Genomic DNA, 21,327 nt, shown 5'->3' with positions numbered 1-21,327 from the left:
CCCAAAAGTAAAACCTAGGTATAATTTGCGCCACTCGGAAGGGTGGCAGAGTGGTTTAATGCACCGGTCTTGAAAACCGGCGTAGGTGCGAGCCTACCCAGGGTTCAAATCCCTGCCCTTCCGCCATACATGAAAAAGGCGCTAGAGAGATCTAGCGCCTTTTTTATTTTGTATGTCCCGTCAATCGAAACCATTCGCCATCCTGGCAGTCAAAGAGGAACCACTGAAGCCTCAGCCATAACCTCGATAATTAATCTTGAATACTTGGCTTTATAGCCGGTAGTTTGTATTATCAAAATCAGGTAAACGAAAATTGATGCACTTAAACGGAGATAAACATGCAAGAAGTTTATAGCACCAAAGCAAGTCACTCGGTAAGCCAAGTAGAATCAAGTAAAGTGTTGCGCAATACTTACATGCTTCTTGGCATGACATTGGCTTTTAGCGCGGTTACTGCTGCAATCTCAATGGCAGCAGGACTTGGGCATGGCGCAGGACTTATCATGAGCCTTGTAGCAATGGGGCTAATTTGGTTCGTATTACCAAGAACAGCCAATTCCTCAACAGGTCTTCTGGTGGTATTTGCTTTTACTGGATTGATAGGCGCCGGTCTCGGCCCAATATTAAATAAATACCTAAGTATGACCAACGGTTCGACAATCATAATGCAAGCTCTCGGAGGCACAGCAGTTGTATTTGTTAGCCTCTCAGGCTATGTATTGACCACACGTAAAAACTTTAATTTCCTCGGCGGATTTGTTGCCGTTGGCATGATATTGATGTTAGTTATTATGCTATTCCTGATTGGAGCCTCATTTTTTGGCTACCAGTTTTCAGGTCTACACTTGGCATTCTCAGCAGGCATTGTTCTTTTAATGTCAGCATTAATCCTTTATCAAACAAGCGAAATTATTCATGGCGGAGAGAGCAACTATATTCTCGCCACAACCAGTCTGTACTTGTCGATCATTAACTTATTTACCAGCTTATTACATCTTCTCGGTATATCTAGCGACGAGTAAACCTCCAACTATTTCGCTAGGGGCTCCTTAATGGAGCCCTATTTTTTTGATGGCATGAATAATTTATGATTTTTTCCCTAGCTGTATACGCCCCACCTTACTCATCGCAGGCCAGTCATACAGCCTACGAGTTTGCAAAAGCACTTCTCCACAAAGGCCACACACTGCACAGAATTTTCTTTTATCACGATGGTGTGCACAATGCATCTTCATTAGGAACACCACCTCAGGATGAATTTGACCTATACCAAGCATGGCACAACCTCGCCCAACAATATGACTTGGTTATTTGTATAGCTGCCGCCCTAAAACGGGGAATATTGAATAGCGAAGAAGCTTTGCGTTATAACAAGCCAGCACACAACATAAACAATAGTTATTCAATTAGCGGATTAGGACAACTGGTAGACGCCACAATAACATCTGATCGCGTTATTACTTTTGGGTAAAAACCCTATGAAAAAAAAATTACTGGTTATCAGTCGTCGCGCACCCTATGGCACCAGTCTGGCCCGTGAGGCACTTGATGTGACCCTCGCCGCATCCGTTTATGATCAAGATATTGGCATGTTGTTTATGGATGATGGAGTATTTCAACTTATTAAAAATCAAAACCCGGAAGAAATCACTCAAAAAAATCTTTCGGCCACACTTTCCGCCTTATCACTTTACGGTGTTGATAATATTTATGCACATAAGGATTCATTAGAAGATCGAGATCTTAAAATCAATGAACTTATTTGGGATGACATCAAAATCTTGACAAGCGAAGATGTAAAAAACCTATTAGACCAACAAGATCATCTACTGAGTTTTTAGCATGAGTACGCTGCACACAATCAATAAATCCCCTTATTCAAATAGCACCCTATCATCTTGCATAAAGGTATGCTCAACATCTGATGCAATTTTATTGTTAGAGGATGGGGTATTTGGCGCAATTAAATCAGCACCAGACTCCGTACAATTACAAGAGTTAATTCTCTTGGGAGTCCGCGTATTTGCAATTAGCGCTGATGTTAAAGCTCGTGGATTAACAGAAAAACTGATGGCATCCGTTGAACTGATTGATTACGACAGTTTTGTTCAACTAACCATCGAACACCGCTGCGTTCAGAGCTGGTATTGAGCAATGCACATAACAGTAGATGGTAACCAGATAGCGCTTGATAAAGATGGCTATCTAATCAGTTTGAATGACTGGACTCCAGCTGTTGCAATCCAGCTAGCACTACAAGAAAAAATTGCACTCACAGATGCACACTGGGAAATAATCACTCTGCTGCAATCTTTTTATCAAGAGTATCAAATCTCTCCCGCAATGAGAGCCCTTGTAAAATATACAGAAAAAAATCTGGGCATAGACAAGGGCAAGAGCATTTATTTGCTTGGTCTGTTTCCGCCCAGCCCCGCAAAAATCGCAAGCAAAATTGCCGGCTTACCTCGACCAACCAATTGCCTGTAAAGACAAATTATTCTTTTTTGCTCTCAAAGTAATCTGCTGTCAATTTAATTACTACCGGACTCAGCAAAAGCAAAGAAAACAAGTTTGGTATTGCCATCAGAGCATTGAGCGTATCAGCAAGTAACCATACGAAATCCAAATGAAATACTGCACCTGCAAAAACTGCGAGAACCCACAATATCCTGAAAGGAAATATGGCTTTCTTCCCGGCCAAATACATCCAGCAACGCTCGCCGTAATAACTCCAACCTAGAATAGTAGTGAACGTAAATATAATGAGCGCAAAAGCCAATAAGTAACCACCAATACCGGGTAATGCAGACTCGAAGGCAGAGGAAGACAGACTTGCGCCCCGCGCTCCGCCATCCCATACACCGGTGCAAATGATTACCAGGCCAGTCATGGTACAGATGACAATTGTATCTATGAATGTCCCGGTCATACCAATCAGGCCAGAGCGCACAGGGCTATCAGTTGCCGCCGCTGCCTGTGCGATACCAGCCGTTCCCAACCCAGCCTCATTAGAGAAAATACCCCTGGCAACGCCGTACTGTATAGCCATCAGCACTGCTGCGCCAGCAAAGCCGCCAGTAGCAGCAACAGGAGTAAAAGCATGTGTAAAAATAAGAGAGAACGCGGCAGGCAACTGAGAGGCATACAAAATAAGTACAGCCAACGACATAATTATGTAACCAATACACATAAAAGGAACTAATGATGCCGCCACTTTTGCAATGCGCTTAATTCCACCCAAAATAACCAGTGCAACCACCACTGTTGTTACCAAACCTGTTACCCACGTCTCTATCCCAAAGGTGACTTTTATTACCTCAGCCATACTATTTGACTGCACCATATTGCCAATCCCAAAACCTGCCAATCCACCAAAGACAGCAAACACAAAACCCAACAAATGCCATTTTTTACCTAACCCATTTTTAATGGCGTACATTGGGCCACCACTACACTCTCCTTTTGAATCAACATCTCGGTAATGAACCGCAAGCACTATTTCCGAATACTTGGTTGCCATGCCAACCAAAGCTGTGCACCACATCCAGAAAAGGGCTCCCGGCCCCCCTAAAAAAATAGCCGTTGCGACACCGGCAATATTTCCAGTGCCTACAGTTGCAGACAATCCGGTCATGAGCGCCTGAAAAGAACTAACATGGCCCTGTGCCCCAACATCCTTTGAGCGTCCTTGCCACATCAAACAAAATCCCAAGACGATTCGACGGATAGGCATTCCCCTCAACATCACCATCAAAAACAAACCGGTTCCGAGAATAAGTACCAACATGGGCACACCCCAGACCAAATTGTTTAATTCCGACACAAGCTTATGGATGTAATCCATCAATATCACCTCCCAGAAAAAGCATAAAAAAAAGGGGCCTAAGCCCCTTTTTAGAATCGCAGGATTTACGCTGCCTCAATTGTTTTGATGGTACCTTTTGGAAGCACGGCATGCACAGCAACTTTCTGAAACTTAAGCTCTACATTATTGCCAGTTTCAAGGACAACATAGTTTTCATCTACTTTGATAATTTTACCCAACATTCCACTTGTCATGATTACCTCATCACCTTTAGCCAAGGCAGCAACGAGATTCTGGTGCTCCTTTTGGCGCTTACGCTGAGGGCGAATAATGAGTAAATACATAAATAAAAACATGCCGCCGAACATAAGCAAGGTAATCATTGGATTACCTTGTGGGGCAGGAGCAGCTTCAGCTTGGGCCATCGCAGATGCTATAAAGAAACTCATGAAACTAACCTCAAAGAATAAAGAGCGCTAACTTTACCTGTTTTGAAACATACAGGCAATTAGCGCCCCTTAAATCAGAGGCAAAGGAAGGGATGAAGCAAGAATCAGGCGTAATCGCGAAATAGCTTTCTGAAAACGCTCGGAGAAAGACCCGTCCAACGCTTAAAAGCATTGGTAAAACTAGTTCTATCCGAAAAATCCAACGCCTTTGAGACATTGTCAACGCTCATATGCTCATCTATCAGATACTTAATTGCATAATGAAAGCGCAAAGCGTCTCTGATTTGAGCGAAGTTAGCGTTTTGGTTTTGAAGTCGCCGCTGCAAAGTGCGTTTTGATAACTTTAAATCCTCTGCAATTCGGTCAATTGATAGATCCTCTCGACCAACACGCTGCTTCAAAGAGTCAATAACTCTGGCAGATACCCCCTCAAAGCGAGGGATTTCGGCAAGAGACAGGTACTCTTCGTAGGATCTTACATCAGATCCAATAAAGGAGTTTTCTGAAGAACCTTCGTTGTTTCGGTAAATTCGCTGTAATTGAATCATCCAGGCGTCTCCTTTGCCAATTAAGGGCAGTTATAGAATTAAGGAGTGTCACTTCTCAGCCAAACCAAAGCCAATAGTATCGATATCATCCTTTTGTCAATCAAGCCACACTCGACATGGACGATTATAGTCTATATCCATTTACAACAAAGAGAAATGCGTACAATTTTCACATACAGATATTTTTTATATCACATTTTAATATAAAAGGATAATTTAAATGCCATTTCGCAGTATCGCGAGTACATCCTGATCATGAGTCTTGGTATTTACCTTATCAAGCACGTGAGATAGGCGCCCTTCTTTGTTGATAATAAAGCTGGTACGAACAATCCCCATAAACTCTTTGCCCATAAACTTCTTGAGTGCCCAAACACCGTAAGTTTCAGCAACAGAGTGATCTTCATCCGCCAGTAAATCAAAATTCAAATCATATTTATCAATAAATTTGGTCAGCTTCGCAGGAGAGTCAGGGCTTACCCCCAACACAACAGTATCTAGCTTTTCGAATTCACTTCGTGATTCCTTGATACCACAAGCTTGAACAGTACAACCAGGTGTTGATGCTTTAGGATAAAAATATAAAACAATGTTTTTTTTACCTTTAAAGTCTTTTAGTGAAACCTTTTCACCATTTTGGTTCTGCAATGAAAACGTCGGGGCTAAATTACCGATTTTAGGGAAGCTCATAAAAACAAACCTTAGATAAAAAAATTAAAAAAATAAAATTTTATACGCAACTAAATGATCAGAGGATCATTTCTCTTAGTCATGAAAAGTACCAAACAAGGCTTCTTTTTCATCGGCAGTAACATTGGTAGTTGTATCAACAGGCAAAATAGTTGGCCCCTTGACTAAATTCCTACCTGCATATTTTGCTTGATACAACCAGGCGTCCACTCGCTCAATAAATCCCTGGGGACTGTCTGTATCAGTGGCTTTAAACTCATCAACTCCCAAACTTGCAGTCAGATAAATTAAATTATTACCAACTTCAAGAACACTATTGGCAATTGAAAAGCGCAAGCGCTCAGCGACATTATTCGCTTGATACAAATCGGTATTTGGTAACACGATTGCAAATTCTTCCCCACCGAACCGACAAGCAAAATCCAGCTTGCGAATTGCAACAGCAATTAATTGTGCAACGTGAATTAGCGCCTGGTTGCCAAGCTCATGCCCCCAGCGATCATTAAACTGTTTAAAATGATCTATATCTAGAATAATCAATGATAAAGGCTGGGTGGCACGGCGGGTTCGCTCCATTTCCAAGGGCAATATGTTGGAAAAAAAACGAAAATTGTATAAACCAGTTAGTGCGTCTGTTTGAACCTGATGGCGTAGGTCATTAACCTCGTTACGCAAGGTTAGCAATTCATCCTTAAATTGACAGCTCTGCCCTGAGGATGGGCAATATAAAGGCAAATCACCTGTTGACTGAGATAAGGAGTCCATATGCTCTTTCTAGTTGAGAGTTGCCCAATGAATAACGTCGAGAAAGTCTAGACGAATTCGCTTACCAGCAGCTGAAATTATCATCACCGCAATATGAAATATTAATCGCGATAAATTTTCAACAAGTCCCCATAGTGATCAATGCGGCGATCGCGCAAATAAGGCCACATCCGACGAACCGCTTCACTGCGTTGTAAATCGATTTCAACTACTGAATTTACTTCTTGATCTACAGGGGCTACCCACAAAAATTCACCTTGCGGTCCAGTAACGAAACTACTGCCCCAAAAATCCAAGCCACAACCGCCAGCGGGGTCAGGTTCATGCCCTACACGATTAACGCTAACCACGGGCAAACCATTTGCAATTGCATGGGCGCGCTGGACTGTAATCCACGCTTCGCGTTGGCGATCTTTTTCGCCCTCGTCTTCGCTTGGAGTCCAACCAATGGCTGTTGGGTAAATTAATAAATCAGCGCCCGCCATTGCCATTAGGCGTGCTGCTTCAGGAAACCATTGGTCCCAACACACTAAAATACCTAGCTTTCCAACTGATGTTTGGATGGGGTTAAAGCCCAAATCGCCGGGGGTAAAATAAAACTTTTCATAGTAACCCGGGTCATCCGGGATATGCATCTTGCGATACATTCCCGCAATAGAACCGTCGCGCTCAATGACAACCGCAGTATTGTGATGCAAACCAACACCGCGCTTTTCAAATAAAGACGCAACGATAACAACATTTAATTCCCGCGCAAGATTACCTAATGCTTCTGTACTAGGCCCAGGGATTGTCTCGGCCTGATCAAAATGATCACTGATTTCCTGCTGACAAAAATACAATCCACGGTGAAGCTCCTGCAAAACTACTAGTTCCGCACCTTGCGCGGCAAGTTTGCGAATATTTTCTAAGGTTTTAGTAAAATTAGCAGCAATATCTGCGGTGCATGATTGTTGGACAACACCAATATTTAACTTTCTTTTAATGCTTTGATTGCGCATTAGAGTGGCTCCAAAACACCTTCGGGAATTTGCATGGTAATGCAATGAAGACTACCGCCCTGCTCTATCAAGGCATTGCACGGAATCCCCATAATTTCAAACCCGGGAAATGCTTGTGATATTACTTCCAGTGCATCTTCGTCCATTGGCAAATCATATATGGGGACCAATACTGCTTCATTGATTATGAGAAAATTAGCATAGGTAGAGGGTAGCCGCTCGTCGCTATCGCGCCCCAACACAGGGCCAGACCAAGGCAGCGGCAATAAACGATAGGGCTCGCCATCTGCATTAGTAAACGTTTTTAACTGGTCTTCCATTTTTTTCAATTCAATATAGTGTTCATCCTGGTCATCATCGCAAGCCGTGTAAACAATAGTATTGTTGGGGCACAGGCGCGCCAAAGTATCTATATGACTATCGGTGTCGTCGCCGGCAAGATAACCATGATCGAGCCAATTAATTTTTCTAATCCCGAACGCCGCTTTTAAACGCGTTTCAATCTCTTCTTTGGTCAAATGAGGATTGCGATTTTTATTAAGTAAACAAGATGATGTTGTGAGTAAAGTACCTTGACCATCAGTTTCTATTGAACCGCCTTCAAGCACCCAATCCTGTACCTCTATAGTCGCGTAGGGAAATGCTTTCTGAGAAAATAATTGTTGTGATATTTGATTATCTTTTTTGTGAGGAAATTTATTTCCCCATCCATTGAACTGGAAATCCAATAATTTAAATCCGTCTGCAGTTTCAACTGTAAGTGGACCATGATCGCGCGCCCATGTGTCGTCACTTTCACAAGGATACAAATAGATGTAATCCATAGGTGCGCCCATGGCTTCAAGGCGAGTATAAACCTCGTCAACCATGGCTGAAGGCACTGCAATAACTACGTCAGCATAATCTACGATAACCGTTGCCAGAGCCTCATAAAGCTCGGTGACATCCTCCAAAATCCAGTTCCAGCCGGTATTTTTATGCGGCCAGGTCAGCATGACCGCATCATGTGGTTCCCACTCTGCGGGCAATCGTTGAGTAGACATAAAAACACCTCGTTACAAAAGAAAATGGCCAGATTTGCTGGCCATTATAAACAAACCGCGCCAACCTATGAACGATTAGTCTCGTGGCGATACACGCTCTTGCGCGGGAAGCGAAATGACAGCATCCGAACTAGCTGCAGGCACGGCTTTCTGCGATTTGGCGCGAACATCCCCCACCTGCAGTATGGCGGAAACAACCCGTTTTTCACTCAGCCCGCCACTACTAATACTCACGTTCATGCGCACATAATGACGGCCTTCGTGTTCAACATTTAGGTGCAAAGGGACGCGATACTCCCCACTTTCGGTTAATGGATATACCAAAGGATTAGGGGTAGACAGAATACTTACCCCCTTGCTCGCCGCAACACTAACGCTCATTTCGCCGGGGAAACTCGACGAATGCAAAACAACAACAATATTTTGCTCTCCCACAGTCTCAAGTTTTATAGGCTGCGTATTGCGAATACTTACACTTGCACCAGGTTTGACGGTAACGGCTTTGGGCTGGGAGGCATTTTCAGGAGTTTGCGCTGAGCTACCGGAATAACACGCTTGCAAAAGTGCTAGAACCATACAGCCCACTACCCAGATGGACGATACGGCTATTAATTTTTTCATCATAGTGGTCACCTAATTGGGCAGCGCGCGAACATCAAAACACGCCAATACATCGCCATTAAAATCGTCCCTCACCGCTCTATCATCGACAAGTTCAAGGACATAAGTTCCTACTGACAGCGAGCGAGTGAGAGTCTCTGTACCGACTGTTGGACTTATCGCTTCTTGTAGCTGAATACCGCGTTGATATAGATACATATCAGGATCAGAGTCATCAGAAGTGGTTCCAAACTCAGTCGCCGTAATGCGGTAATTACCTGCAGACAGGATATTCAATACTAAAAATTGTGATACACCGAGTTTGTTGTAAGAGCCATTAGCGTTTGAGCTGCATACATTAACAGCGCTGTTATTCAGCGGTAACGTTTTATAGACAGGTAAATTAATGGTGGCGCCGCCCGAGTTACTCTCGCCAGCACCAAAGCGATCTGTAATTGTAATATTTTGCCCAGACAGCAAACTATTAAAGCCTGCAGTAACACCCGGCAATGCTTCGCGCAACTGTTCGGCAAACAAATAAATGGAAACGAAAGCATCACTAGTACTGTAATTATCGCGAGTGATAACAGTAAATATATCGGCAAAATCGCGCGCAGTTTTATTGTTCTCACTCACATAAAAATTATAAAGAACCGACTGTACCGATGCCTCAGAGTACCAGCCGCGCTCACGGTTTTCAGTACTATTAACAGCGATTTTAAAGCCCTCAGCCTGCTGTGTGCCGCTTGCATCGCGGTAAATGGGATCATCCAGCATCATGGCAGAAAATGCATTCGCAAAACCTTCGGACATAGCGACACGAAAATCCAATTTATCATCGCCACTGTGATCACCTCCGATACTATCGGAACGGGAAAGCTCTGCCTCTAAATAGTGCCCCCATTCATGTAGCACAACATGGCGATCGTATTCGTCAGTGTCATCATCTTCGCCCCCTAACAAATATATCGCGTTCAAATCGTTGCGATAAAAACTGGTCGCAATTTCACCGAGTTCCAATTCACCATCAGCAGTAATGTTATTTGGACTCCAGCGAAACTCCAAGGCAGGTAATTGTACTGATCCATCTACCGCTACGAGTCGTTGTACACCTGTATAAATAGAATCAAGTATCGCAAAAGGTGCTGCAACCCGTGGCTGGGTATAGGCATTTCCCGTCCAACCGGATGCAGCATGAAGATCGCGTACAGCATTAGCGTCATTAGCTACCAACAATGAACCCACCATGGCATAAAGGCTATTGTTGTCAGTGTTGTCGGTTACTTTAAAATTCCAGCGTGCACTATTGTCATTTTGTTCGCGCAACAGTTGCGCCTTCACTCGAACCCGCACAGGCTGATCACGTGTCACCGTGAACGAATAGGTGCCGGTTTGCGTACTTATGTCCGTCATTAGCACTTGATTGCCAGCATCCAGCAACTCAACTACCAAGCCGCGGATGGGCAACTCTACAGTCCCGGCATAATTTAACCCGTTGCGCTCAGTGAAATGAGGGACGTAATCGTAAGTGAGGCTGCCAGATATAACGACTAGCGCGGCACTGGAAGAGACCGCGGCACTCGACGAGGAGCGAGATTGATTCGATGATGAGCCGCCCCCACAAGCACTGACGAACAACGTAAATGTTAGCAACGCAACTAACCCGGTACCGCGCCTGACCAAATGAAACAGGGTATGCGCATAGAACCCCCTCATGTATTACCTCGCGACCTGGGTATAAATGCAAATGAAGTTTAAGATCAACCTAAGCAAGTATAATCAAAAACCCTGATTAAGCGATTTAGTCACTAGCGCAACAGCACCACAATCAAGATAATGCTGAATTATTCGCCACTCACGCCATACGACGTGATGAAACCATTAACCTGAGCTTGTAAAACCTATGCTGAATATTCTGATTTTTGCGGTGATAGTGACATCTATTGTAATTATCAGTGCTCGCTATAAGAAAATGGATAGTGCACAACAGCGCAAATCCCTCTGGCGCTTGGGTACAGGAATATTTCTCGGTTTACTGATCGTGTTGGTAGTAACCGGACGCATGCATTGGATAGGTGCGGCAATCGGCGCGCTTTTGCCCTTTTTGCGTGTTGGTTTTAATCTGTTAATGCAGGCCTTACCGCTCTGGCTAAAACACAAACAGGAAAAACCCCAGGAGCAAACAACGCCACCGCCCTCAAGCGGTGCGATGAACCTTGTGGAAGCTCAGGAAATTCTGGGGCTAACCGGAGACCTGAATAAAGGCGAGATTACACAGGAAATGGTACAGGATGCACACCGCCGTTTGATTCAGAAACTTCATCCGGATCGCGGTGGCAACGACTACCTGGCAGCCAAAATTAATCAAGCACGCGACCTACTGATCAATAAACTCAGCGCAAAATAAGCGCAGAGCTGAGCCATATTATTGTTTTACATGCTTCGCCAGTACATGAATGTAACGGCCCAATAAACGATATGGCTCCTCACGCGAAAACCTTAGCTCCATTTCCAGTAGCTGTTCAGGCTCACGGGCACGATGCTCCTCGTTAAAAATATAATCGTGAAATACTCTGATACCACTGTGCACCAGCACATTGAGCGGTAACTCATCAATCCACCCCATAACCACGTGCGGGTCCAGGGGATTGATGGGTGTGAGACTGCCTTTCGCGCCGCCAAAATCCTGATTGATAATTTTTTTAAAGTTAGTGCGCAGTAAATTTTTATAGATCAATGAATGCAGGTTGTAAAAAGTGAGGGATAAATAGCCCTGTGGTTTGAGGTGCTGAAGTAGATAAGGTAACAACTCGCGCGGCTCTTGCATCCACTCCATTACTGCGTGACAAATCACCAAGTCAAATTGCGACTCTTGCGCGCCCAGCTGCGCGGGTAAATCCTGAATTGCGCAATGAATCAGTGTGACATTGCTCTGTAAGCCTGCCGCGCTGACTTGCTCTTCAGCGAGTTTCAGCATTTCGGCCGAGATATCGCAAATCACCACCTGATGCCCGGCTTTAGCCATTTGTAAGGAGAATTGCCCTTGGCCTCCACCCGCATCCAACACACGCCAGGGGCCAGCGTCTGCACCAAAAGGTACAGCAGGAATATGATCACTAAAATCGCGCTCTAATATCGCAAGGCGAATATCACCCTTTAACCCGCCGTATATATTCTTTTTAAAACGCTTGGCCAAATCATCAAAATTACGATCCTGACTGCTGGATTCTTTTGCCATATACTTTCCGTTCACTCATTACACTTATTGGTGCGGCACTCTTGCACGACATAACGCCCGCAAATAACTGGTTGGTCTATATGATTCTCACCAGCGACGATCAAGTTTACACCGGAATCACCACCGATATGCGCCGCCGCTGGCAGGCCCATGAATCCGGCCGTGCCGGTGCGCGCTATTTTCGCGGGCGCAAACCCATGCAGCTGTGTTTTCTGGAGGATGGCCACGACCGTTCCAGTGCGAGTAAACGTGAACATGCGCTAAAAACCCTCAGCGCTAAAGCCAAACGTACCCTTATCCATCAACAACACACCAGGTGTTCAGTGTTAATCGCCAAATACGAGCTGCAGCACCTTGCCGCGCATAGCCCGAGCGCCGATAACCCATGAATGACGAGTCACACCAACGCGCAAACTGTAGCCACTGCCAGCGCCCCACGCGCACCTGTTTTTGTGCGTTTATTCATCAGGTTAATAATCGTGTCGAGTTATTAATACTGCAGCACCCAGAAGAAACACCCAATGCAAAAAATACTGCAGTTTTATTACAACTGAGTTTAAAAAACAGCCAGATTTATACCGGTGAACGATTTGATGAATTGCAATTACAGCAGCTCATTTATGCCAATGGGCGACGACCATTACTGCTCTACCCACCGCTGGCCGACTACCACTCACTGGGCATTACACCTCCGCCCGCCACACCAGAGCTCGCCGATTATTCCGCCGAACAACTGCGCCTGATTGTGATTGATGCCACCTGGCGTAAAAGCCGAAAAATGCTCTACCTAAACCCGCTATTGCAGCAGTTACCGCTGCTGAGCCTTAGCCAGACACCGGCCTCCATTTACCGCATTCGCAAAGCACATAGCGAAAATCAGCTTTCCACACTGGAGGCAAGTTGTTACGCTCTACAGCAACTTGAACAGCACAGCGTCAACTATCAACCCGTGCTACAGGCGATGGCCGATTTTGTCGCACAGCTGGCGGCTTTTATTCCTAAATCCGATTGAATAACGACGCATTAACAGCCCGGCCTAAATTCCCGCTGTGAGCGCATCTGAATAGCCATCGTTTTATATTTTCTATCTTTCATCAAGAAACAAGAATCAAAAACCGAGAATTAAAAACCAAGAGAACTGCAGACTTATGACTTATCCGACGTTTGAATTATTGCGCAGCCAAAACATTGATGCTTTGAAAATTCGTGTAGAAGAATATCGCCATAAAGTCACCGGCGCCCAGCACATACATTTAGCAGCTGACAATAACGAAAACGTATTTCTGGTAGCCCTGCGCACCGTGCCGCACAACTCCACAGGAGTTGCCCACATTCTGGAGCACACCGCTCTCTGCGGCAGCCAAAAATACCCGGTACGCGATCCATTTTTTATGATGGTGCGCCGCTCGCTCAATACCTTTATGAATGCCTTCACCAGCTCCGACTGGACCGCCTACCCTTTCGCCAGCCAGAACCAAAAAGATTTTAATAACTTACTCGATGTGTATTTGGATGCGGTGTTTTTCTCGCGGTTGGATGAACTGGATTTTGCGCAGGAAGGCCACCGCGTGGAGTTTGCCGAAACCGACAACCCCAATTCCGATTTGGTGTTTAAAGGCGTGGTATTTAATGAAATGAAAGGTGCGATGAGTTCGGTCTCATCCCAGCTGTGGCATACCTTGTGTAAATACCTTTATCCGACCACGACCTATCACTACAACAGTGGTGGAGAACCGGAAGATATTCCCAACCTCACCTACCAACAGTTGAAAGATTTTTATCGCACCCACTATCACCCCAGTAACGCGGTATTTATGACCTACGGCGACATTCCTGCCGCTGTTCATCAAGAGAAATTTGAAACGCGCGCGCTGAGCCAATTTGAAGCCTTGGACGAAGTCATTGCTGTAGGCGATGAAAAGCGCTACCACGCACCGATTGCGGTGGAAGAGGCCTACCCAATTGATGAAAGTGATGCGGAAAATCTGGATGAAAAACACCACGTCGTTATCGCCTGGTTACTGGGTAAAACGACGGATCTCGATGAGTCACTGGAAGCGCAATTGGTTTCCAATATTTTGCTCGACAACAGCGCCTCACCATTGCAACAAGCGTTAGAGACGACTGAGCTGGGGCAGGCACCCTCGCCACTGTGTGGGCTGGACGATTCATCGCGCGAAATGGCGTTTGTGTGCGGCCTTGAAGGTTGCAAATTGGAAGATGCCCCGCAGGTAGAAGCGATGATTCTGGACACCATGCGCAAAGTAGCCGAAGCCGGAATTCCGCAAGAACAAGTCGCCGCTTCGCTGCACCAGTTGGAATTATCGCAGCGCGAAGTGGGTGGCGATGGCTACCCTTATGGTTTGCAATTAATTCTGACCGGCTTAACCTCAGCCACCCATCGCGGCGACCCTATCGCGCTGCTGGATGTCGATGTCGCATTGGAAAATTTGCGCCGCAAAACCCAAGACCCGGTGTTTATCCAAACTGCCGTGCGCAAATGGTTACTGGATAACCCGCACCGCGTGCGCTTGACCCTGCGCCCGGATGCACAGATGGGCGAACGCATTAAAGCCGCCGAAATTGCCCGCCTTGCCGCCATGAAAGCGCAGCTGAGCGATGCCCAGAAACAGGAAATTATCGCGCGCGCGCATGCGCTGCAAGAACGTCAGCAACAGCAGGACGACGAGAGCATCCTGCCTAAAGTGGATTTGACTGATATCCCCGCCAACCTGCATTACACCGCCGGCAGCCACGAGTTGTTGAATCACTACCCGCTGCGCCGTTATGCCGCAGGAACCAATGGTTTGGTGTATCAACAAATCACCTGCAAGTTGCCTGTGCTGTCCGAGGCACAGCTTAAAGTCCTGCCTTACTACTGCATTTGTTTAACCGAATTGGGCGCGGGCGATAAAGACTACCTTGCCACCCAGCGCTGGCAAGCTGAAGTCGTAGGTTCCATTCACGCGTTCAGCAGCATTCGCGGCGCAAGTGATGATGTTCAGGCGATCGATGCCTACCTCACACTCTCTGCCAAAGCTTTGAGCCGCAACAGCGCGGCGCTCAATGACTTGATGCAATCCACCCTTTTAAACGTGCGTTTTGACGAGCACAGCCGCATTCGCGAACTGATCGCCCAAAATCGCGCACGCCGCGAACAGAGCATTACCGGTAATGGCCACAGCCTCGCCATGACGGCCGCCTGTGCGGGCATGAGCCCGGCGGCAAAAGTGTCACATCAACTCGGCGGGCTTGAGGGCATTGCCGCAGTAAAAGCGCTGGATAATTCACTGGACGATGCACAAAACCTCGCCGCGTTTGCCGCGCAGTTACAGGCTATCCATAACCTGGTATTACAAGCACCCAAGCAATTTTTGATTGTGGGCGAGCAAGAGCACTTGGATAGTTACCGCGACAATCTGCAAGCGCGTTGGCCAATAGAACCCCAAGTTAAGGATTTCAAACATTTCACCCTGCCACCGGTTCAGGAAACGATTCGCGAGGCGTGGATCACCAATACCCAGGTGAACTTCTGCGCCAAAGCCTACCCCACCGTACCGAGCGATCACCCGGATGCAGCCGCACTCACTGTGTTGGGCGGCTTTTTACGCAACGGCTTTTTACATCGCACTATTCGCGAACAAGGCGGTGCTTACGGCGGTGGTGCAAGTCAGGACAGCAACAGCGCGGCGTTCCGTTTTTATTCCTATCGCGACCCGCGTTTAACTGAAACTCTGGCCGATTTCGATGCGTCACTGGAATGGCTGCAAACCACCGATCACCAATGGCAAGCGGTTGAAGAGGCGATTCTGGGTGTAATTGGCAGTATTGATAAACCCGGCTCACCTGCTGGCGAAGCCAAATCCACCTATCAAGCCGAGTTGTTTGGGCGCACGCGCGAAAAACGGGAGCAATTCCGCAACCGTGTTCTGGCGGTAACCGCGGATGACCTCAAACGGGTCGCCGCCATTTACTTGCAAGCGCAAAAAGCCAGTATCGCCGTAGTGACTCATGCCGGGCAAAAAGAACTGGTTGAGCAGCTTGGGCTGAGCATCAAAACCTGTTAAGGCAACCACTCCCAAGGAGGAATAGCCAAGTGTGCCGGGGCGCATAGATTTGCCCCGGCCAGATAGTCTTGGCGCACAAACTCATCTAGTATTGGTCGACACTAATTCGAACAATAACTGGCATGACGCTGACCCCAACCTATGACCATAAAGCCGCTTGACTACAGCGCCGCATCCCACCCGGGCTTAACGCGCAGCAACAACGAAGACTGCTTTCTCAGCAAGCCGGAACAGGGCCTATGGCTGGTGGCCGATGGCATGGGAGGGCATGAAGCCGGTGAAGTTGCTAGCGCGCTGGTGCGCGACACTATTGAGCGCAACACGCGCAATAATCCCCACCTCTCCCTGCTCGATGCCATCCAACAAGCCCATCTCAGTATCATCAATTCGGCCAAACAAGGCATAGGTGTGCCGGGCATGGGTTCAACCGTAGTGGCGCTGAAAAGCCAGGATCAGCGCTATCAAATCGCCTGGGTTGGCGATAGCCGTGCCTACCTCTGGACGCCAAGCCGCGAGGGCGGGCGTCTGGAGCAATTAAGTACAGACCACTCCTATGTGCAAATGCTGGTAGAAAGCGGGGCAATTCGCGCCGAAGATGCAGAGTTTCACCCGGAAAAAAATATCATCACCCAATGTTTAGGCATGCAGGAATTAGCGCAGGTGAAAGTGGATCACCTTGAAAATCAATGGCAGGAAAACCAGTGGGTATTGCTGTGCAGCGATGGATTGACCGACGAGGTAAATGACAAAACCATCGCACAAATTCTCTGTGACGCCAGCGATTGCGTTGCTGCGGTGGATCAGCTGATGCACGCAGCACTCACCAACGGCGGGCGCGATAATATCACCCTGCAAATTATTGAATCGCCCTTGCGGCCCGCTGACCAGGGCAATGGGCTGTGGCAGTTTGTGCCCCATTTGACCGGCAACCTAAAACGGGATGCCTGGATTTTTGGCGCGTCACTTGTCTCACTCTTGGGGCTACTGGTCTATGTTGTATTAACTTAATGGCGGAGAGAAATTCCGACCATTGAACTGTTTGATAACCCAACCTTTGTCTATAGATACCTGTTGTTATGGCGCTGCAAATTCCCGGTTACCGGGTGGTAAGAAAAATAAATCAGGGTGGCATGTCCACCGTTTACCTCGCGATTCAAATCAGCGTGGGGCGTGTTGTTGCGTTAAAAGTGATGAATCCGCAACTCAATAGCGACCCAGCCTTCAGCGAGCGCTTTCAGCGCGAAGCCACTATTGTTGGTCAGCTGTCGCACCCAAATATCGTGGCAATCTACGATATAGGTCGCCATGAAGATTTAAATTACATCGCCATGGATTACCTGCCCAACGGCTCGGTACACGATCGCATGACAACCGGCCTTAATGGCGAGGAAGTGCTGCGCATTATCCGCGAAGTAGCCAGCGCGCTGGATCACGCGCACGAAAAAGGTTATGTCCACCGCGATATAAAACCGGAAAATATTTTATTCCGTACCGACAACTCCGCCGTATTGTCGGACTTTGGTGTGGCACGGGGTCTTGCAGTAAATTCACGCATGACTCATGTTGGTACAGTGGTGGGTACACCTCACTACATGAGCCCGGAACAAACCAAAGGTAACAGCGTCGATGGTCGCTCGGATTTATACAGCCTCGGCGTGGTGTTTTACGAAATGCTCACTGGTAGCCTGCCCTATCAGGGCGAAGAGGCAGTCACCATCGCGCTCAAACATATCAGCGCGCCAATTCCAAAATTACCTCTGCAATATTTGGCTTACCAAAAAATTCTGGACAAGCTGCTCGCCAAAGACCCGGAGCAGCGCTTTCAACGCGGGCGCGATTTAATTCAAGCTATTGAAGAGCTGGAAAAAAATCATCACGCACCACTTACCAGTAATGTGCATCCTACTGATCTTACCGTCATCGCGCTGGCTGGCGCGTTGCTTAGTGCAACCCTTAATGCGTTGCGCTGGCGCTGGAATAAAGTGCGTGCCTTGCGCTGGAACCCGGAGCGCGGTTTTTATGTGCGCCCATCCACTAAAATTACCGAGATTTTTTTCAACGAAGGTCACGCGCCAATACATTCACAGCGCACGGAAGTGGTTACCCGTGTTCATGCCGCTGTCGATGGCAAGCAACAAACCTACAAAAAAGTCACCGGTATCGTGCTGGTGATAATTGCACTTATCGGTCTTGGCTTTTGGTTTACTGATGGCGATAAAACCGTGCAGGAACAAGCCCCTGAACAAACGCTTACGCTGCAAAAAGATGCAGCAACAAATCCTGTATTGCCTATTAACAACACGGCTAACAGCGCGGTGGTAAATACGCCAAACGCGGCACCTGTAGTTGTAAGTGAAAACACTGCGGATGGCAGCCAGGTGGCCGCTATCGATATGAATGCAGCGACAACCAGTGAAGCGGCAAGCAGTGCACCGATCATCACCTATGCACTGCATGTGAAAACCGTACCCGCACAAGCGCGAGTCAGGGTGCTGAATATTCCCGAGCGTTACGAACCCGGCATGCCATTACCGCCCGGCACCTATCACATTGAAGTCAGCCACCCCGGCTATGACATGCAACGCAACTGGGTTGAAATTAGCGATCAGGATTTATCGCCCGCCTATACACTCAGCGAAAGTTTAAAACCGGGCGAAGCCATGAGCAGCCAGTTGGTTGCCGCGATTAAAAGCCAGGGGCCGGAAATGGTGCGCATCCCCACGGGCAGTTTTTTGATGGGTCATAAAGACGATATTCTGGCGATGCCAGTACATAAAGTTACCATCGGCAAAAATATTGCGATGAGCAAATACGAAATCACTTTTGATGATTACGATATATTTGCGCAGACCACCAATCGCGCACTGCCGAATGACAATCGCTGGGGGCGCGGCAATCGCCCGGTGATTAATGTCAGTTTTGAAGACGCACGCGCTTATGCACGCTGGCTCAGTGAAACCACGGGTAAAAAATATCGCCTGCCCACCGAAGCTGAATGGGAATACGTTGCCCGCGCCGAAACCAACACCTTATTTTGGTGGGGCGACGACGCGAAAGACGCCGCTGGTCGTGCCAACTGTCGCCGCGGCTGTAACAGTAAATTTTCCGGTTTATTTGGTGCCAAAACGGCGCCGGTCGGCACCTACCCCGCCAACGGTTTTGGTATTTACGACACCGCCGGTAATGTCGCTGAGTGGGTGGAAGATTGTTTTGCGGATAACTACAACCTGCACCCGAAAAACGGTCAGGCCTTGCTGGTAAAAAGTTGCGATGCGCGGGTAGTACGCGGCGGCTCGGCAAAAGACAATGCCGATGAATTAGCCAACCACAAACGCGATTATCATCACGCAGAAATTTTTGATGCCCACCTTGGCTTTCGTGTGGTGATGGATTTATAAATAATCACCAACCCTGTTAAAAAATAACGTCGTAAAAATCTCTCCACAAAAAAGCCCTTGGTGATAAATCACCAAGGGCTTTTTTACTCAAGCTTAACTGCCACAAGCGATAGTGGTGCTAACGATGAGACCGGGCTACGACTGCCGAATCAATACCGCCACAAACATAGTGTCGGAATCTATTGCTGGTGCGCCCAGTATTTTTTGCGACTCCAGCGCAAACTGCGGGTGCTGCGCTAAAAACCATTCTACTTGTTGTTCATTTTCACTCACTTGCCAACTGCAAGTAGCATATACCAAGCGCCCACCCACACGTACCGCCGGTGCCGCATTGGTCAGCAATTGCTGCTGCAAATGCACCAGCTCGCGGGTATCGGCGGGATCAAAACGCCAGCGGGCATCCGGGTTGCGGCGCCAGGTTCCGGCGGAGCTGCAGGGTGCGTCAATCAATACCCAATCAAAACCCTGTTGCTGCGCCGCCTCTTTTGGCAAACGCAAAGGCTCACTGCCCTCCCAGGTGAAAACACGCACATTAAATACATCCGCCCGTTTGGCGCGACGTTTTAATTCATCCAATTTGTAGGCATGTAAATCGGTCGCAAATACTGCGCCTTTGTTATTCATTTGCGCGGCAATCGCGAGGGTTTTTCCTCCGGCGCCCGCACAAGCATCCCATACTTTTTGCCCCGGCTTGGCGGCAACTGTAGCAGCAATTTGTTGACTGGCTAAATCCTGAATTTCCACCAAGCCGCTTTTGTAGGCGTCGGTCGTATGAATGCCCACACCACCCTGTGCGGCTAGGCCCTGCTCACTTAGCGACACCTTCACACCTTGTTGTTGCAGGCTGTTATAAACCGCTTCGGCGGAAGCATTTTTTTGCACACGCAACCACAGCGGTGGAGTACTTATCTGCTGGGCAATAAAATCCTCCAGCGTTTTATCGCTCCAACCACTTGCCTGTTGGCGCGCCTTGAGCAACTCACTCCACTGCGGGCGCAGCCCCTGCCAGAGCAACAATACTGGCAAATTGGCAAATGTTGCCTCGGCCATTACCTTCTTGAAAAAACTGCGGCGCGCTTCGGCATCGCGCAATTGCGCCTGATTTTTTTTCGGTTGATCACCATTTACACGCAACTGAATCCAGTACCAGAACGCGACGGGGGCAATGCCCTGTAAATCACGGGCTTGCCAGCCAGCATCCCATTCGCTCCAATCCATCACATGTTCCGGGTTTTGCAGACTTGCACGATAAGCAAACTCCAACCCCGAGGCCAATTGTTGAAAACGCAGCGCCGAAAACATCGCCAAACTTAAAGATGCCGTATCAATTGCTTCTGCATTTGCATGGTCAGCCTGGGTTTTTGTCGGTTTAAATTTGTTGTGCTTTTTAATCTCATCGTACTCAGGCATTGAGGTGGGGCCTGAGTGGGCAAACTGGCGCACACTCGTTTTTATCCACTTATCCAGCGGCATTGTGCCCGCCACTTCAAGCCATGCACGCCACAGCGGCACCAGGCGAGAATCTTCGTATTGCACAGTGACGGTGGAGTTGTGGGGGGAAACGGTGTTGTGTTCAGTAGGGTTTTGCATAAGGGCGCCAGCGATAAGATCAGGATCGGAAAGATCGAAAAAAGAGCGCCATTCTACCAGCCAACGTCCTATTTAGCCTGCTTTTTGACTGCACTGCCCTTGCGTTGCTGCGCTGAAAACCGTCAGCAAAGTA

The 21,327-nt window shown here is 47.5% G+C and carries 22 protein-coding genes and 1 tRNA gene; 12 read left to right on the top strand and 11 right to left on the bottom strand.

Annotated elements, in window-relative coordinates; genetic code table 11:
* Positions 1-36 precede the first annotated feature (36 nt).
* The 6 genes from O59_RS06275 (at position 37) to O59_RS06250 (ending at position 2,487) form a co-directional block, all read left to right on the top strand.
* Positions 37-126, top strand: a tRNA-Ser gene (locus O59_RS06275).
* Positions 127-338: 212 nt separating this feature from the next.
* Positions 339-1,022, top strand: coding sequence for a Bax inhibitor-1/YccA family protein (locus O59_RS06270; protein WP_007640659.1), 684 nt, complete (start codon positions 339-341; stop codon positions 1,020-1,022).
* A 65-nt stretch (positions 1,023-1,087) separates the two neighbouring features.
* Positions 1,088-1,471, top strand: a complete 384-nt coding sequence (gene tusD, locus O59_RS06265) for a sulfurtransferase complex subunit TusD (RefSeq protein WP_040391627.1) — start codon at positions 1,088-1,090, stop codon at positions 1,469-1,471.
* 7 nt (positions 1,472-1,478) lie between these two features.
* Positions 1,479-1,841, top strand: coding sequence for a sulfurtransferase complex subunit TusC (gene tusC / locus O59_RS06260; protein WP_040391625.1), 363 nt, complete (start codon positions 1,479-1,481; stop codon positions 1,839-1,841).
* Position 1,842: 1 nt separating this feature from the next.
* On the top strand, positions 1,843-2,151 hold the full coding sequence (tusB, locus tag O59_RS06255; RefSeq protein ID WP_040391624.1) for a sulfurtransferase complex subunit TusB: 309 nt from the start codon (positions 1,843-1,845) through the stop codon (positions 2,149-2,151).
* Between the two features lie 3 nt (positions 2,152-2,154).
* Positions 2,155-2,487, top strand: a complete 333-nt coding sequence (locus O59_RS06250; protein ID WP_007640647.1) for a TusE/DsrC/DsvC family sulfur relay protein — start codon at positions 2,155-2,157, stop codon at positions 2,485-2,487.
* Between the two features lie 7 nt (positions 2,488-2,494).
* On the opposite strand, the gene O59_RS06245 is transcribed toward O59_RS06250, so the two are convergent.
* From O59_RS06245 to O59_RS06205, 9 genes are all read right to left on the bottom strand, one after another.
* Complete coding sequence (locus O59_RS06245) at positions 2,495-3,844, bottom strand: sodium:alanine symporter family protein (RefSeq protein WP_007640645.1); 1,350 nt, start codon at positions 3,842-3,844, stop codon at positions 2,495-2,497.
* Between the two features lie 65 nt (positions 3,845-3,909).
* On the bottom strand, positions 3,910-4,254 hold the full coding sequence (gene yajC / locus O59_RS06240; protein WP_040391622.1) for a preprotein translocase subunit YajC: 345 nt from the start codon (positions 4,252-4,254) through the stop codon (positions 3,910-3,912).
* A 104-nt stretch (positions 4,255-4,358) separates the two neighbouring features.
* Positions 4,359-4,802, bottom strand: a complete 444-nt coding sequence (locus tag O59_RS06235; protein WP_040391620.1) for an AraC family transcriptional regulator — start codon at positions 4,800-4,802, stop codon at positions 4,359-4,361.
* 216 nt (positions 4,803-5,018) lie between these two features.
* Complete coding sequence (gene bcp / locus O59_RS06230; protein WP_007640638.1) at positions 5,019-5,492, bottom strand: thioredoxin-dependent thiol peroxidase; 474 nt, start codon at positions 5,490-5,492, stop codon at positions 5,019-5,021.
* A 75-nt stretch (positions 5,493-5,567) separates the two neighbouring features.
* Positions 5,568-6,257, bottom strand: a complete 690-nt coding sequence (locus O59_RS06225; RefSeq protein WP_040391618.1) for a GGDEF domain-containing protein — start codon at positions 6,255-6,257, stop codon at positions 5,568-5,570.
* A 101-nt stretch (positions 6,258-6,358) separates the two neighbouring features.
* Complete coding sequence (locus tag O59_RS06220) at positions 6,359-7,258, bottom strand: carbon-nitrogen hydrolase (protein ID WP_007640636.1); 900 nt, start codon at positions 7,256-7,258, stop codon at positions 6,359-6,361.
* A complete protein-coding gene (locus O59_RS06215; RefSeq protein WP_040391616.1) occupies positions 7,258-8,301 on the bottom strand; it encodes an agmatine deiminase family protein in 1,044 nt (347 codons plus the stop codon). Before O59_RS06215 ends, O59_RS06220 begins: the two co-directional genes overlap by 1 nt.
* A gap of 75 nt (positions 8,302-8,376) precedes the next feature.
* Positions 8,377-8,925 carry a hypothetical protein gene (locus O59_RS06210; protein WP_007640634.1) on the bottom strand — a complete coding sequence of 183 codons (549 nt, stop codon included), beginning with the start codon at positions 8,923-8,925 and terminating at the stop codon, positions 8,377-8,379.
* 9 nt (positions 8,926-8,934) lie between these two features.
* Complete coding sequence (locus O59_RS06205) at positions 8,935-10,617, bottom strand: hypothetical protein (RefSeq protein ID WP_157152499.1); 1,683 nt, start codon at positions 10,615-10,617, stop codon at positions 8,935-8,937.
* Between the two features lie 187 nt (positions 10,618-10,804).
* On the opposite strand from O59_RS06205, the gene O59_RS06200 reads away from it, so the two are divergent.
* A complete protein-coding gene (locus O59_RS06200) occupies positions 10,805-11,308 on the top strand; it encodes a hypothetical protein (protein WP_007640629.1) in 504 nt (167 codons plus the stop codon).
* An 18-nt stretch (positions 11,309-11,326) separates the two neighbouring features.
* On the opposite strand, the gene O59_RS06195 is transcribed toward O59_RS06200, so the two are convergent.
* Positions 11,327-12,139, bottom strand: a complete 813-nt coding sequence (locus O59_RS06195; protein ID WP_007640628.1) for a methyltransferase domain-containing protein — start codon at positions 12,137-12,139, stop codon at positions 11,327-11,329.
* Here O59_RS06195 and O59_RS06190 point away from each other — a divergent pair.
* From O59_RS06190 to O59_RS06170, 5 genes are all read left to right on the top strand, one after another.
* Positions 12,133-12,528 (top strand): GIY-YIG nuclease family protein, encoded by a 396-nt coding sequence (locus O59_RS06190; protein WP_232283046.1) that lies wholly within the window; start codon positions 12,133-12,135, stop codon positions 12,526-12,528. The two genes, O59_RS06195 and O59_RS06190, sit on opposite strands and share 7 nt — an antisense overlap.
* Positions 12,525-13,151 carry a tRNA-uridine aminocarboxypropyltransferase gene (locus tag O59_RS06185; protein WP_007640626.1) on the top strand — a complete coding sequence of 209 codons (627 nt, stop codon included), beginning with the start codon at positions 12,525-12,527 and terminating at the stop codon, positions 13,149-13,151. The genes O59_RS06190 and O59_RS06185 overlap by 4 nt, the downstream gene beginning before the upstream one ends.
* Positions 13,152-13,287: 136 nt before the next feature.
* The gene (locus O59_RS06180) at positions 13,288-16,206 is read left to right on the top strand and encodes an insulinase family protein (protein WP_007640625.1); all 2,919 of its coding nucleotides are present in this window, start codon (positions 13,288-13,290) and stop codon (positions 16,204-16,206) included.
* 141 nt (positions 16,207-16,347) lie between these two features.
* Positions 16,348-17,214, top strand: coding sequence for a PP2C family serine/threonine-protein phosphatase (locus tag O59_RS06175; RefSeq protein ID WP_007640624.1), 867 nt, complete (start codon positions 16,348-16,350; stop codon positions 17,212-17,214).
* A 68-nt stretch (positions 17,215-17,282) separates the two neighbouring features.
* Positions 17,283-19,604: a bifunctional serine/threonine-protein kinase/formylglycine-generating enzyme family protein gene (locus tag O59_RS06170; protein ID WP_007640623.1), complete on the top strand. Its 2,322-nt coding sequence runs from the start codon at positions 17,283-17,285 to the stop codon at positions 19,602-19,604.
* A gap of 135 nt (positions 19,605-19,739) precedes the next feature.
* Here the strand turns inward: O59_RS06170 and O59_RS06165 are convergent, their stop codons facing one another.
* Positions 19,740-21,194, bottom strand: a complete 1,455-nt coding sequence (locus O59_RS06165; protein WP_007640622.1) for an RsmB/NOP family class I SAM-dependent RNA methyltransferase — start codon at positions 21,192-21,194, stop codon at positions 19,740-19,742.
* Between the last annotated feature and the right edge of the window lie 133 nt (positions 21,195-21,327).

Source organism: Cellvibrio sp. BR, assembly GCF_000263355.1.
In the GTDB taxonomy this organism is placed as follows: domain Bacteria; phylum Pseudomonadota; class Gammaproteobacteria; order Pseudomonadales; family Cellvibrionaceae; genus Cellvibrio.
This window is presented reverse-complemented; position numbering and strand designations above follow the sequence as displayed.

Bases quoted from the DNA above. Each gene is read 5' to 3' on its own strand.
- O59_RS06270 (WP_007640659.1), top strand. From the start codon at position 339: ATGCAAGAAGTTTATAGCACCAAAGCAAGTCACTCGGTAAGCCAAGTA.
- tusD (WP_040391627.1), top strand. From the start codon at position 1,088: ATGATTTTTTCCCTAGCTGTATACGCCCCACCTTACTCATCGCAGGCC.
- tusC (WP_040391625.1), top strand. From the start codon at position 1,479: ATGAAAAAAAAATTACTGGTTATCAGTCGTCGCGCACCCTATGGCACC.
- tusB (WP_040391624.1), top strand. From the start codon at position 1,843: ATGAGTACGCTGCACACAATCAATAAATCCCCTTATTCAAATAGCACC.
- O59_RS06250 (WP_007640647.1), top strand. From the start codon at position 2,155: ATGCACATAACAGTAGATGGTAACCAGATAGCGCTTGATAAAGATGGC.
- O59_RS06245 (WP_007640645.1), bottom strand. From the start codon at position 3,844: ATGGATTACATCCATAAGCTTGTGTCGGAATTAAACAATTTGGTCTGG.
- yajC (WP_040391622.1), bottom strand. From the start codon at position 4,254: ATGAGTTTCTTTATAGCATCTGCGATGGCCCAAGCTGAAGCTGCTCCT.
- O59_RS06235 (WP_040391620.1), bottom strand. From the start codon at position 4,802: ATGATTCAATTACAGCGAATTTACCGAAACAACGAAGGTTCTTCAGAA.
- bcp (WP_007640638.1), bottom strand. From the start codon at position 5,492: ATGAGCTTCCCTAAAATCGGTAATTTAGCCCCGACGTTTTCATTGCAG.
- O59_RS06225 (WP_040391618.1), bottom strand. From the start codon at position 6,257: ATGGACTCCTTATCTCAGTCAACAGGTGATTTGCCTTTATATTGCCCA.
- O59_RS06220 (WP_007640636.1), bottom strand. From the start codon at position 7,258: ATGCGCAATCAAAGCATTAAAAGAAAGTTAAATATTGGTGTTGTCCAA.
- O59_RS06215 (WP_040391616.1), bottom strand. From the start codon at position 8,301: ATGTCTACTCAACGATTGCCCGCAGAGTGGGAACCACATGATGCGGTC.
- O59_RS06210 (WP_007640634.1), bottom strand. From the start codon at position 8,925: ATGATGAAAAAATTAATAGCCGTATCGTCCATCTGGGTAGTGGGCTGT.
- O59_RS06205 (WP_157152499.1), bottom strand. From the start codon at position 10,617: ATGAGGGGGTTCTATGCGCATACCCTGTTTCATTTGGTCAGGCGCGGT.
- O59_RS06200 (WP_007640629.1), top strand. From the start codon at position 10,805: ATGCTGAATATTCTGATTTTTGCGGTGATAGTGACATCTATTGTAATT.
- O59_RS06195 (WP_007640628.1), bottom strand. From the start codon at position 12,139: ATGGCAAAAGAATCCAGCAGTCAGGATCGTAATTTTGATGATTTGGCC.
- O59_RS06185 (WP_007640626.1), top strand. From the start codon at position 12,525: ATGAATGACGAGTCACACCAACGCGCAAACTGTAGCCACTGCCAGCGC.
- O59_RS06180 (WP_007640625.1), top strand. From the start codon at position 13,288: ATGACTTATCCGACGTTTGAATTATTGCGCAGCCAAAACATTGATGCT.
- O59_RS06175 (WP_007640624.1), top strand. From the start codon at position 16,348: ATGACCATAAAGCCGCTTGACTACAGCGCCGCATCCCACCCGGGCTTA.
- O59_RS06170 (WP_007640623.1), top strand. From the start codon at position 17,283: ATGGCGCTGCAAATTCCCGGTTACCGGGTGGTAAGAAAAATAAATCAG.
- O59_RS06165 (WP_007640622.1), bottom strand. From the start codon at position 21,194: ATGCAAAACCCTACTGAACACAACACCGTTTCCCCCCACAACTCCACC.